The sequence below is a fragment of the Candidatus Bathyarchaeota archaeon genome (assembly GCA_026014745.1).
Classification (GTDB): Archaea; Thermoproteota; Bathyarchaeia; order Bathyarchaeales; family Bathycorpusculaceae; genus Bathycorpusculum.
Genome location: JAOZHS010000002.1, coordinates 356,227 through 370,059, shown reverse-complemented (window position 1 = coordinate 370,059; position 13,833 = coordinate 356,227). Strand labels below are relative to the sequence as shown.

At 44.1% G+C, this 13,833-nt stretch carries 10 protein-coding genes; 8 read left to right on the top strand and 2 right to left on the bottom strand.

From position 1 onward, the window contains the following. Positions 1-3 precede the first annotated feature (3 nt). Entirely contained in the window at positions 4-618 is a 615-nt protein-coding gene (locus tag NWE92_08590; protein ID MCW4029689.1) for an MBL fold metallo-hydrolase, read from the top strand. Here the strand turns inward: NWE92_08590 and NWE92_08585 are convergent. Next, on the bottom strand, positions 602-1,480 hold the full coding sequence (locus tag NWE92_08585; GenBank protein MCW4029688.1) for a matrixin family metalloprotease: 879 nt from the start codon (positions 1,478-1,480) through the stop codon (positions 602-604). The two genes, NWE92_08590 and NWE92_08585, sit on opposite strands and share 17 nt — an antisense overlap. A 433-nt stretch (positions 1,481-1,913) precedes the next feature. Between NWE92_08585 and NWE92_08580 the strand changes: the two genes are divergently transcribed. Beyond that, a complete protein-coding gene (locus NWE92_08580) occupies positions 1,914-3,167 on the top strand; it encodes a glycosyltransferase family 2 protein (protein MCW4029687.1) in 1,254 nt (417 codons plus the stop codon). 232 nt (positions 3,168-3,399) lie between these two features. Beyond that, on the top strand, positions 3,400-4,827 hold the full coding sequence (locus tag NWE92_08575) for a DUF3131 domain-containing protein (GenBank protein ID MCW4029686.1): 1,428 nt from the start codon (positions 3,400-3,402) through the stop codon (positions 4,825-4,827). Positions 4,828-4,931: 104 nt separating this feature from the next. On the opposite strand, the gene NWE92_08570 is transcribed toward NWE92_08575, so the two are convergent. Beyond that, complete coding sequence (locus tag NWE92_08570; protein ID MCW4029685.1) at positions 4,932-5,720, bottom strand: hypothetical protein; 789 nt, start codon at positions 5,718-5,720, stop codon at positions 4,932-4,934. 234 nt (positions 5,721-5,954) lie between these two features. On the opposite strand from NWE92_08570, the gene NWE92_08565 reads away from it, so the two are divergent. From NWE92_08565 to NWE92_08545, 5 genes are all read left to right on the top strand, one after another. Then, positions 5,955-8,741: a PQQ-like beta-propeller repeat protein gene (locus NWE92_08565; GenBank protein MCW4029684.1), complete on the top strand. Its 2,787-nt coding sequence runs from the start codon at positions 5,955-5,957 to the stop codon at positions 8,739-8,741. Positions 8,742-8,836: 95 nt separating this feature from the next. Then, on the top strand, positions 8,837-10,432 hold the full coding sequence (locus NWE92_08560) for a hypothetical protein (GenBank protein ID MCW4029683.1): 1,596 nt from the start codon (positions 8,837-8,839) through the stop codon (positions 10,430-10,432). A 394-nt stretch (positions 10,433-10,826) separates the two neighbouring features. Continuing rightward, positions 10,827-11,564: a glycosyltransferase gene (locus NWE92_08555; protein MCW4029682.1), complete on the top strand. Its 738-nt coding sequence runs from the start codon at positions 10,827-10,829 to the stop codon at positions 11,562-11,564. A 27-nt stretch (positions 11,565-11,591) separates the two neighbouring features. Then, positions 11,592-12,674, top strand: a complete 1,083-nt coding sequence (locus NWE92_08550) for a glycosyltransferase family 4 protein (protein ID MCW4029681.1) — start codon at positions 11,592-11,594, stop codon at positions 12,672-12,674. Then, on the top strand, positions 12,667-13,689 hold the full coding sequence (locus NWE92_08545) for a glycosyltransferase family 2 protein (protein MCW4029680.1): 1,023 nt from the start codon (positions 12,667-12,669) through the stop codon (positions 13,687-13,689). The genes NWE92_08550 and NWE92_08545 overlap by 8 nt, the downstream gene beginning before the upstream one ends. The last annotated feature ends 144 nt before the right edge of the window (positions 13,690-13,833 follow it).

The window sequence follows — 13,833 nt, the reverse complement described above, 5'->3', positions numbered from 1 at the left end:
TGTATGTTCTTTAAGCAGGTTCAGCAGCATGGCGACAATTACTCCTACATAATCGCTGACCAAGCCAGCGGTGAAGCTGCCGTCGTTGACCCCAGCTATAACGCGGGCGAAATAATCAAAATCCTCAAAACCCAAAACTTCCAACTCAAATACGTCATAGACACCCATGGACACAGCGACCACACTGCAGGCAACATAGAACTCTCCAGCCTGTTTGCCCCCGAAGTCGCGGTCTATAAAACCTCCAAAGTTCCCTGCAATGTCCGCCTCGAAGACGGCGACACCCTCTACGTAGGCAAAATCCCCCTAAAAGTAATCTACACACCCGGCCACACCCCCGACGGCATCTGCCTCTTAGTCGATGAGGATAAGCTTTTGACGGGAGACACGCTTTTTGTGGGGGAATGTGGACGAACTGACCTCGCAGGCGGAGACCCCGAAGCCCTCTACGACAGCCTCTTCAACAAAATCCTCAAACTAACCGATGATGTTAAGGTTTTTCCTGGGCACGACTACGGCAAAACCCCCAGCTCCACCATAGGCGTAGAGAAAAAAACTAACTACGTCCTAAAACCGCGAAGCCAAAAAGAATTTGTTGCCTTCATGAATCAGCCTTAGACCTGTACCTTGTTCTTCTCACAACTATCCCCAAGGCAATGAAGAATACCAAAATCGCAACTATGGTGATCAAAATTTCTGGACGCAGCAAAATCGCTGCAAGCAACAAAAGCTGCATAACTATGGGGTTGGTTGCAAGCGTCTGGGGTGCCGCGTTGTCGGGTGAAACAGGAATCTGCGTGTAGGTTACTTCAGCGGGCGAGAGCACCGATGACTGGTTTAGCCATGCCTTGGTAGGGTAAAAGCCGCTGGGGCTAATCAGCCATCCAAACAGGAACGCCACGCCATAGGCATCCAGCGAAGACACGTCCTTAGGGCCACTTGCCAGATAATAAACTGGATACATCAAATCCTGCGTGTAGTTGCAGTGACCCAAACCAAACGCATGCCCCAACTCGTGAAGCGCCACATTCTGCATATCCACAATGCTTAGGGCTTGACCATAATTGGTTTGGGTGGCAAGGCTCATGGTGCAGTTAACGATAGCGCTGTTTTGGTAAGCAAAAATTTTGGATAACCCCACCTCATTATTGGTGCTGCTCAACGGTGTGGCTGTCCAGTTCATGTAAATGTCGTAGCCTGAATCCATCTTATCCGACACAGTAGTCACTATCTCAACGCTGGAGAGGTAGGCGAATTCAGGATAAGCTGCTGAAAAATTAACTACCGCCTCATTCCATTGACCAATCGCGCGTAGTGAAGCATTCAAAAATTCGTTATTCCACCACGATGCATCACTGGGCGTAACGATTAGTAGTTCGAGGGTGGTGTGGTTCCATGCAAACCCCTGTAGAATCAGTGAATACGATTCGCCCTCGTTTTGCGCTTGCACTTCTACCTGCGCTAATGGTGTATCAGCCAAAAGAACTCCCGAAATTATTAGACAAACAAGAAAAAGCCAACGCATTGATTGCAGCGCTCTTAAAGAAAAAAGTCGTTCGGGTGCTTTAAGTGTTCTTACAAGCAGTAACTACACCAAAACAACAAACATGATGCACTAAATAGCATTTAACTGATAAAATTTTGTTTAGTTGAAAGCATTTTTGGCGCTAAATTGATTTATTATCAGATAAACAATAGCCATATATCTTAGGGAGCTGTTACGGAAAAACAAACCTTAAAAAGTTTAAACAAATATATGTGGAAATGCATGAGATACCTGTTTATCTGCGCTTTTAATACTTGTGGGGCAAGGTTTTACATGTCCAATTATCATACAGGTTATCAACATGTCAATAATTTCAAATGCTTGCCTGCCAATCAATTGAGAATAAAGGAACATATGTTGGGTATCTATGATAGCGTTTGATGTCTTCTCCACGGTGCTTTTAGCAGTTCTGCTCTTTTGGACCATCTACAATGGCTCCATAATATACATGGGCGTAAGAAGCAAACGCAAACAGCAGTCGCCACCCCAAATAACTGCACAAGACCCCCTCCCAAGTTTCTCGCTTATTATTCCATCAAAAAACGAAGAAGCCGTCATACGCCGATGCTTAGACGGCATCCTAAACGTCGATTACCCCAAAGAAAAAATGCAAATAATCATAATCGACGGCAACTCTAAAGACGGCACAGCCAAAATCTGCAGCGAATTCGTCGATAAATACCCCCAAAACATCCAATTCATCTCTGAACAGACCTCAAAAGGAAAACCCGCCGCGCTTAACCTTGCATTGCCCTACGTAAACGGCGACATAGTGGGTGTCTTTGACGCGGATAGCCTCCCCGAAAAAGAAGTATTACTAAAAACCGCTGCATACTTCAAAGACCAAAAAATCGTAGCAATACAAGGGCGAACCACCTCTATAAACGAAAAAAGCAACGCTCTCACCCGCGTTATATCCATGGAGGAAAAAGCCTGGTTCCAAGCGTTACTTAGCGGCAGAGAACACATGCAGCTATTTGTTCCGCTAACGGGAAGCTGCCAATTCGTGAGGCGCAACGTGCTCGAAGAACTGGGCGGCTGGGACGAAAACTCCCTCACCGAAGACATAGAATTAGCCCTTCGGTTAGTTGAGAAAAAGTACTCCGTCAAATATGCACCCGACGTTTGTTCAGGGCAAGAAACCCCAGAAAATTTGGGAAACCTCGTTAAACAAAGGGTCCGTTGGTATCGAGGCTACATGGAAACCGCCCTAAAATACGGTCGCTTACTCAATACCCTCAACAAAAGAACCGTGGATGCAGAAATCTCGCTTGGCGGCCCCTTCATGATGGTTGTTTCGCTACTAAGCTACATTAACTGGTTTGTTGTGGCGGTTTTTCTGTGGCAAAGCACACCCATCATAAACTTCACTGGGCTTGTTATCGCCTTAACCGCCGTATCCATAGTTTCAATCGGCGTGGGCTTAATTGCTTCCGAGAAACCCATCAAACCCCGCAACATCTTGTGGATACCTTGCATTTACTTTTACTGGCTGATTCAGATGGTTATTGCCGGTTGGGCTTTTCTAAAATTATTGTTTAGAAGGAAAAGGGATTGGAGTAAAACCGTTAAAACGGGTACATTGGCAACTCCAGCTCTTGGGGCTGCAGCTCCCTCTTAAAGAGTCATAATCACCCTTCACCGATTTTTCTGACTTATCGCATGTTATCTGCATCGATAAAATGTGGGGTCTTCAATTTGGGGTAATCTTAAATTACATCGCCTAGCATATCTTCCGATTAGAAGTATGTTGTGGGCTGGTGGGCTTGAATAGGGTAAAAAACCTTTTACCGAACCGTATTTTTCCTTTTGAGGCTATTTACGGCTTGGTAAGTCCGCAAAGGTTCTCTTTTATGCACAAGAAATTTTGGTCTTCACCCACTGACACCCAAGCAGGCAAAAAACGGATTTGGCATTTGAGTGGAACCAAAAAAATCATCATAACCGTGGTAATTATTGTTACTCTACTAGTTTCCATGGTTATGTTTATCCCTAAATCAACTCCCAACGTTGAGCCTCCAATAAACGGAACCACCCCTTCTTCTTCACCGACTTCTCAAGCAACCAGTAATCCTTCCTCATCACCTGATCCTTTAAGACCAATTAATGTTCCCGGAAGTACCCAAAACCCGCTATTAATTACGCCTAAAGCTCCTGGAGTAGTTGGGACCGCAAAAGACGTCAACAGCACTGTTTGGATGGCAATTGCACAGTACGCTTGGAATTTCTTCCAGCCCGGGGTAGGTGTTTCTCAGTTAGGGCTTCCTTACTCTGGCGGCGTGGATTATCCGGCGTTTACTGATTGGGATTTAGGCTCCTATATTCAAGCTGTAATCGCTGCTGAGAAAATAGGCTTAATCGGCGTTGACGGCGCCTGGGGGTCTTCTGGACGATTTGAAAAAGTCGTGACTTTTCTGGAAACTCGAGAACTAAATGCGACAACGAACTATCCGTTTTGGTTTTATGATGCAACAACTGGTCGTAATTACCGTGAGCAATCTGATTTAGCAACTTCTCTGGTTGATGGCGCAGATGCCGGTCGGTTGCTTTTGGCACTAAACAATCTCAAAATCTACAACAGTTCCTTGGCTGACCGTATTAATTATGTTGTTTACACCCGAAGCGACTATCATGCCCTAGTTCAAGGGATGGAACAATATTCTTCCAGTAATGGCTTATACGCATACTTTATCATTAGTGGGTTTGCATGTTTTTGGCCTCAAGAACTCGGAGACGTACCCAGCAAGATATTGACAAACGTTTTCAACTCTGGCAACATAACGACTTTCGGCGTCGAATTACCCAAAGCGCCAATATGCAATGAGCCTCTTCTTAGTTCGCTATTTGAGATAAACAACGCGGACCATGAACGTCTACTGGCTTTAACACAACAGGTAATTCTTGCCACTGAAGCCTTCTTTGCTGAAACTGGACATTACATGGCTCCCAGCGAGGGCTTAACCACAACACGCGGCTGGCTATATGGCTGGGTTGTTGGACCCAACGGAAAGCCTTGGACTATAACAAACAGTAACCAAAATACTTACTATGACTACGATGTCGTTACCCCTTGTGTTTACACTAAAGTGGGCTTTTCTTTTCTGGCTTTGGCGAATTCAACTTTTACCAAAAACATGTGTATATGGTTAGAAAACATGACGCCTGACCCTCTGCATGGCTACTATGATGGTGCTGACTGGTTCCAAAATTCGATCTCGCACGTTAGCTCCAACGGTAACGCCATAATTTTAGATGCTGCTCTCTACGCCTTACAAAAATAATCCTAAGTTAGCCATTCTAAGGTGCTGTTCTGCGCACTTGGCATCCAATACCTCGATTGTTGCTTTGCAAAGTAAACAATGACTAAAAGAAGAAAAAAATGATTTTAATAATAATAGGTTACAGTTACCTGGATGGATGCAGAGCCTGATGCCAAGCCGTTGCCCACTATTACCTCGACGTAATCAGAGGGTAACACTGGAAAATACGCGGTACCGCTGCCTGCCATGTTGATTTGTACGTCATAATCTACCCCATGTGAAGAGTAGATTACGTGTGCATAGAGTGGTGTTGCTGTTGAAGTTAAGGTAACCGTTATGTATCCTGCATACTCTGCGGTGTCATTCCAGTGGGTGAATGAACCTGCATTCTGATTAACTGTTTGATTGATCCATGTTGCCGACATATTGAGACTAGTGATTGCGCGAAGGTTATCTACCTGTGTCTGCAATGCTGCTTTTTGATTGTTTGCTGCCGTTAATGCAACTGAAGTGTCGTGTAGTTCAGTGTTTAGAACATACATTAAGGAGTTGTAGTAGTCGGTAAGTTGTGTGACTGTTTTGTTTAGGTTGGTAACTTTGGTTTGAAGGATGGCTATTTGGCTGCTTTGGTCACCAGATTGAGCGTTTGCCAATTGCGTTTGTAAACTTGATATTTGATTGTTTAAGTCAGTGATTGTGTCGTTTGCATCTTCTAGGAGGGCTAATTGGCTGTTGAGGTTGGTGATGGTTTTGTTTGCTTCTTCTAGTTGGGCTTCTAACTCTGTTTGGTCTGGATTGGTTTGAGCGGGGTGGTTGTAGTAGATGAGGGTTCCTATGGTGCTGGCGAGGAGGATTACGCATAAGATGCTTAAGCCAATGGTAACGCTGCTGTTTGCCTGTTTATTTTTAATCATTCGCTATTATCGCCTTGGCTTTTTAACGTAAGCCCGCAAATATTAATCTTGTGCGAATACGGTTTTTTTGGGTCTTCTAAAAATTGTTTGAAAAAGTGTCCCAAAAAGTATCCTTTTTGTTGTTAATCAAAATTTATCGTGTTGAGCTACCTGAAAGGTTCAACTTGCAAAAGTTTTATAAAGCGAACTAGCGTATCGTCTTCTGCTCTATAAACAAATTGGAGATAAAAATAAGTGAATTCTCTAAATCTCAAAAATGAAAGCAGGAAATTATTCAACGCAAAAACAACTGCTACCGTAATCTCTTTGCTTCTCTTCGTCTCTGTCGCTGCTGCCATTATCCCCTCTGCTTCTGCTGCTACATATACTGTCTCTCACACCTCCTACGTCTACTGTAGTGTCTCTAGTAGTCTCATCGGCGTTGGTCAGGACCAGTTGCTTGTCTACTGGACTGCTGACATGCCCCCTGATACTGGAGAAACCGAAGGTGTCATTTCTGGTGCTTTCAACCGTGCTACCTGGAGTGGCGTTTCTTTTAATGTGACTGCTCCAGATGGAACCTCTACCATCTATGATGTTCCTACTAATCAGCAGGACTCTATTGGTGGCGGTTACGTAATGTTTGCACCCGATCAGGTTGGTACTTACACTGTTCAGGCTCTTTTCCCTGCACAATGGAAGAACACCACCCTAGTTAGTGGCGCTTCAACACCAAAACAATACGGTTACCCCAACATCTACAACCAATACTACACTGCTGATGAAAGCTCTATTGTAACCTTTACCGTTCAAACGGAAGCTTTACCCCTTTGGAATGAGTCTCCTCTTCCAACCGCTTACTGGACTCGTCCAATTAACGACGCAAGTCGTCTTTGGAGTCAATTAGGCGGTAACTGGCTACAAGCAACCTACAGCACTGGTGCATGGCTACAACCTGTTGGTCAATCTGGCGGTACTACTACTCGGTATGTTTATGGTACTGGCACTGAGACTAGTCACATTCTTTGGACTCGTCAGTATTATGTTGGCGGTATTATGGATGAGCGTTTCGGTGAAACTGGCTATCAGACTGGTCACTATCAAGGCTTAGAATTCAACGCTATCATCCTAAACGGCAGAATCTATTATGCTGATCGTGCAGATGCATACACACAACAATCATTAGCTACTGGCATTAACGTAGTTGACTTATACTCTGGTGAATTGCTCGGTTACTATAACAATACTAAGATGCCTTCTTATGGTCAGATCTATGATTATGAGTCTCCTAACCAGCATGGCGGATTCTCTATGTTGTGGACTAATCTTGGTACTGCTATGGGTTCTGGTAACGGTACTGTTTTGGCTATGCAAGACGGATACGCACTACCTCTACGAACTGTCGCCTACATTGCTAACGCAACTCAAAGCGGCACAAACGTGGTTGGCGCTACCGGCGAAATGCTCTGGTACAACCTTGTCAACTATGGTACAGCCTCAAACCCCAACTACTACTTGACCTGTTGGAATAACACCAACGTTTTGGGCTTAACCGCAACTGGTCCCAATACCGGTACTACTTACTGGCAGTGGCGTCCTGAAGGCGGAGGCTTTGGCGGCGGTCCAGTCTACCAGCAAGGTCGTGTATTAGACGGAAGCACAGGCTACACATTCAACGTATCTATACCCACACCAATCGCACTCAGCAGCATTGTTAACCAGACAGGCTCAATTCTTACCGTACGCGTTGGCGGCACTGGTACTGATGATGAGTTTGTCATCCTTGGTACAATGGGCCAAAACAACGAATTAGGCGATGTTAAAGCCAAACTCTGGTGTCTTAGCCTTGAACAAGGCAGCGAAGGCAAACAACTCTGGACTACAACCTACTCAGCACCCTACCTACCAACCGCAAACAACGAAACCAGCGGCATGTTCGGCTCATACAGCATGGTCGGCGTTTATCCAGAAGATAACGTTGTCCTCTTCCACTCTACAAAGCAACTCAAATACTGGGCTTTTGACATGAAAACAGGTCAAGCCCTCTGGGAAACTGAACCTGAACCAGACAACAACTACTACAGCACACAAACCAACTACTACAACCACACTCTTTTGACCACTGGTTATGGCGGTGTTTGCATTGCTTATGACATGGCTACTGGCAAACAAGTCTGGAATTACACTGCTACTAACATCGGCGGCGAATCCCCCTACGGCAACTATCCACTCAACATCTTTGCAATCTGCGACGACAAAATCTATCTGCTCACTGGCGAGCACTCTGTTGGTCAACCTATGTGGAGAGGCCCCAACATTCGATGCATCAGCGCAACTGACGGCAGCGAAATCTGGACGCTTCTTGGCATGAGTGCAGACAACGGTGCTCACTTAACTGGCATGTATATGCAGATGGGTGATGGCAGAGTTGTTGGTCTTAACTACTTTGACAACCAAATCTACTGCATCGGCCCCGGAACAAGTGCAACTACCGTTTCTGCTCCTCAACTTGGCGCAACTGTTGGCTCTAGCGTAATGATCACTGGCACAGTTACTGATCAAACTCAATCTGGCAGACGCAACACTAACAACCTCTATGACTTCACTCTAGAAGGTACACCTGCTGTCTCTGATGATAGCATGTCTGCATGGATGGAGTACCTCTACGAGAACCAAGCTATGCCCACAAACACTACTGGTGTCCCAGTCACTATTGATGCTATTGATCCTAACGGCAACTATCAACACCTAGGCGATGTCACAAGCGATGCGACAGGCACTTTTGCTTTGCAGTATAAGCCTGAAGTTTCTGGCACTTACCAGATCATTGCAACCTTTGCAGGCTCTAAAGGCTACAGCGGCTCATACGCTCAGACCTACTTTGCAGCAGATGATGTAGCAGCAACTCCAACACCCGCAGCAACCCCAGTTAGTGAAGCAACGATTGTTTCAGCAATCATGACTTACACGGCAGCAGCCGCAGTGGCCATTATTGTTGCAATCGCAGTCGTAGCTATCCTTATCCTACGCAAACGCCCATAAAACAACAACCAATCCTTTTCTTTTTTTTTATTTTTAATCAACCTTCAAAAGACAACTCTGCTTTCTTTGTGTATTCAAGAAACAAAAAGGTTCTAATGCCTAAAAACGCTGAACTTCATGTAGACGCAAGGCATTTAGGCTGGCGACTTACACACTATTACTCTGACATTTATCCAAATTGGCGGTTAAAAGTGGCTCAAAATAAACGTACTCTTTGGTTTAGCAAAAACGCATCCTTCATAATTCCCTTCATAGCGTTTTTGATTCCAACAATAGTTCGAGCCATACCTGAAATTTTAATGGGTCCGTACTTGGTTGGATTTGACACAATCGCCTATTATGTCCCCAACACCCTTAACTGGTTAGCTAACGGCGTGGACTTTTGGCATTTAGTCTCTTCAGCGCCCTTGATTTATCTGATGCTGATGACAGTAACTTCCGCAGGCGCCTCCATAGTTTTCACGCTTAAAATATTTGCCCCCATACTTTTGGGCTTACTATCCCTCGCCGTCTACTACTATGCCAACAAAGCCCTATCATGGTCACCCAACAAAAGCCTAACCGTAGCCCTTCTTTCAACCCTATTTTTTGTGAGCTTACGCATATCATGGGACATGTTCCGCTCCGAACTGGGTCTAATCTTTCTATTCATCGCCTTAATTTGCTTACACAAAAACCATCTAACCCCAAAAACCGCAATAATCCTTTCTTTAAGTCTTCTCTTGATTGCATTCACCCATCAACTTGTTACAGTTATCATGTTTTTTATTGTTCTTGCAACAATCGTGAATATGCTTCTAAAAAACCAAAAAGTCGAAGGACTAAAATTGGTCCTCTGTTCCCTTCCTGCTGCATCGCTGTTCCTGGGCATACTTTACGGTAATTACTTCCTCTACAGCGTTCCATTTACAGGTTATTCGGGCAATTTCGCAGCAGGTTTTCAATCCATCACTTCCTATTCCCAACTGGCATTAGTTACTAACACCTTGGGTTTCCTCGCCTTCTGTTATCTCCCGCTTGTTCCCTTGCTTATCTTTGGAGTTCGCTTCAAAAGCAACCTCCAACTCAAAGCATGGCTCATTTGGCTTCTGGTTCCCTTGGTCCTTGCGATGGTGCTGCCCAACAGTTTCTTTTTAGGCGGCGTACTACCTTACCGTTGGACGCTTCTGCTTATTTTCCCCCTTGCGTTTTATGCAGTTGAGGGTCTTAGTAGGCTAAAATGGCGATGGTATCATGTCGGGTACAAATTGGCGGTTGGTTCGCTGCTGGTCTTTTTGAGTTTAGGTTTTATGGTGCTGCCTAACAGCGACGCCCTGAGCTATTATGGTAGTTACCCCACCTACATTCCTAAATCTATGCTCCAGAACACGGTTCAGCTAAGTGACTGTCAAGACGTTGTCAACGCACTCAACTGGGCGAAAAATAATCTGCCCCAAGACGGTAATCTGCTCGTGCATTCAGCCTTCTACGGTTGGGCAACTTTAGACTTTGATGGCGACAGGGTGATTCCGTATTCTTACGGTGACCCCGCAGAGGCAGCAAACACTACGCACGCAAATAATCCTGCCCCTCTGTATCTAATTTGGTGGATTAACGGCACCGGATGGTATGGGCAAACAAATGCGCCTTCGTCTTTCCAAATGCTGTATCACAGCAATAATATTGCAATTTACAAGTATTTGCCTATTTGATTGTAATACAAAATTTCTGGAATGTTATGGATAAATTGGCTAAATATTAACTATAAATTAGCATAATGTGCCTTTTGCGAAACGTTAAATTCAGGAACGCACACATAAATAAATAGGAAGGAAAGGCCTAGGAAGCTCAATATCACTACAACTAGCAATGAAACTAATATACGCCAAATTCTGGCAAAATTTCAGGCGCTTACAATTGAAGACTGGAGTTATCTCTTTATCGCTGGGTTTCTTGCTCTTTTAGTTGCCGCAGCTGTATTCTTAGCCGGCGGTTCAGAATTTGTTGCAGAATCAGTTGCCAACTGCGCCTACTTCGCTTTGACTGTGGGCGTAATCCTGCAGTTGGCGTCTTTTAGAAAAAATAGAAAACACGAAGTGGTTCTAAATGGGTCAAGTTAATTTTTCTTTTGTACTTCCTGCATACAATGAAGAAATCTTCATTGAGGACACCTTGGGAACCATTGACCATATGATTAAGGATAATTCCATTCAATACGAAATTCTGGTCGTAGACGATGGAAGTAAAGACAAAACCTTCACTAAAGCCCTCCAATATGCTCAAAGAAACTGTCACGTAAAAGTTATCCACTACCCAAAAAACACCGGCAAAGGGTATGCAGTAAAAACTGGCTTTTTCGAGGCAACCGGCGACATAGTAGTCTTCATTGATAGCGACATGGACATAGACCCCGCTGTCATCTCAATGTATGTTAAAGAATTGGAGCACGCTGATTTAGTAATCGCTACCAAATGGCATCCTAATTCTGTTGTTTCCATGCCCTTTGGCCGAAAGTTCCTCAGCCGCACATTTAACGTGCTAGTCAGGTTATTGATTGGATTTAACCTAAAAGACACGCAAGTCGGCTTAAAGGCAATGAAACGCAGTGCAGTTAACGATATTATTCCCCGCCTTGCCGTGAAACGCTACGCTTTTGACGTAGAATTATTGGCGGTTGCTCACCTTTTTGATCTAAAAATCGTTGAAATGCCTGTATCACTCAATATCACTTCTCAATTTAAGCCTAAAGAAGTTTGGCGTATGTTTGTCGATTTGCTGGGCATCGCATACCGACTAAAGATAACTCGTTGGTATCAACGTTCAATTGTAACAAAAGACATATAGCCCCTCTATTCCTAAGTGAAATCAGCAATGAACATACTCTGGTTTAATTGGCGTTGCTGGCTAAACCCTTCCATGGGCGGCGCTGAAGTTTTCACATATGAAGTCGCTAAACGCTGGGTTGCCCATGGTCATGACGTGACTTTGTTTACTTCAGAGTATGCGGGTTGCAAAAAAGAAGAGTGCATTGACGGAATAAAAATCGTCAGAGCAGGCGGACGATTTGGAATTTATGGGGAAGCAAAAAAAGCCTATCTGAACCGCTTTAGGCACGACGGCTTTGATGTTGTTATTGATGAAATAAACACGCAGCCTTTTTTTGCCCAGAAATTTGTGAAAAACCATGAAAAAGTGGTAGCGCTGATTCATCAGCTAGCCAGAGAATTTTGGTTTTATGAAACGCCCTTCCCCGTCAGCTACGTCGGCTATCATTTTCTTGAAAACCGTTGGCTAAAACAATACGTAAACATACCTACCGTTACGGTTTCCGAGAGTACACGCAAAGATTTGATGGCATTAGGCTTTAGAGATGTGTCAATTGTGCCTGAAGGCTTGAATTTTAAACCTCTATCGGATTTGTCTGGGAAGGAATCAAAACCCATAGTGGCTTTTTCTGGTCGGTTGAAGCATGCAAAAAGACCCGACCATGCTATCCGGGCGTTTGAAATCATTAAACAGAAAGTTCCTGATGCTGAATTATGGGTTTTTGGCGATGGCCCCTTCAGGAAGCAATTAGAAGGTATAGCTGGTTCAGGCGTAAAGTTCTTCGGAAATATAGATTCAGATCAACGCAGGGCATTGCTCAAAAAATGTTCCCTCCTTTTAGTTTCAGGCGTACGTGAAGGATGGGGTCTCAATGTTATCGAGGCAAACGCGTTGGGTACACCTGCGGTTGCTTATGATGCGCCCGGTTTATGTGATAGTGTGAGAAACTGCGAGACTGGTCTACTGGCAAAGAACGGTGATGTTGAAGATTTAGCGTGTAAAAGCATTGATGTTTTGACTGATGTCGGGTTGAAGGAGAAGTTAAGTGTAAATGCTTTAAATTATGCTAAGCAATTTAGTTGGGATATAACAGCTGAGTGCTTCCTTAAGTTGATAAATAATGATTAAGGCACCCAAAGTAGCAATAATTATTGTCAACTATAACGGTTTAAAATACCTAAATAACTGCCTCAGCTCTCTTCAAGAACAAACTTATCCGAATTACTCGATAATAGTTTACGATAATGCTTCAACTGACAATTCAGTGAATTTCATCAAAAAAAACTTCCCAAACGTTTTAGTCATAGAGGGCTCAAAAAACGTTGGGTTTGCTCAAGGAAACAACCTTGCAATAGCATATGCACAAAAACAAAATCCTGCCTACCTTTTCTTAGTCAATAACGATACAGCCGCAGACAGGGACCTTCTACAAAAAATAGTTGACACAATCCAGAGTGACGAGTCATTGGGTATTGTCGCTCCGGCAGTGTACGACCTGTATAATCGAGAAACCCTTCAGGAACTCGGCATGACCATCGACAGGTTCGGCTATCCCTTAGCGCTAAAAAAACCTGAAGATAAAAACAAAGTCTTTTTTGTTTCCGGTTGCGCGATGCTGATTAAATCTGACGTAATTAGAAAAATCGGCGCTTTTGATGACAACTATTTTATGTTCGCGGAGGATTTAGACCTAAGTTGGCGCGCCCAACTTGCCGGTTATTTACTCACAGTAAACGGTTCAGCAAAGATTTTTCATGCAAGCGGCGGCAGCCTAGAGGGCGGCGTACTCAAAGCCTCAAAATATTCAACCAATAATCAACGTATTTTTTTTAGAGAACGAAACACACTGCGGACTCTGCTTAAGAACTATGATTTAGCAAACGTTTTCGGGATACTGCCTTTTTACTGTGGGGCATTGCTCTTTGAGAGCGCTCTGTGGTTTTCCTATAAAAAGCCCCAGACTGCTGTTGCTCTCTTGAGGGCTGTTTCTTATAATGTTAGATTTTTCCCAGATGCCTACCGTGATAGACTGAGAGTTCAACAGTTGAGAAAAACCTCTGACCGCGTTTTGGGGAAGAAAATGGTTAGGGGCTACTGTAAACTTGTGATAATGAAGAGTGTTGGCGTTCCAAATGTGCGATGAATCGGGCGTCCACTTTTTTGCTAAATGCCCTGTTTGCCCTGAGTACGTTTTTTTCTTCAACTTTATTAATATAGTTACACTCAAAATAAAGTAATGCCGTTACTAACTCGCTTGAGGACTTTTACAGCACTCCATAGAACAACC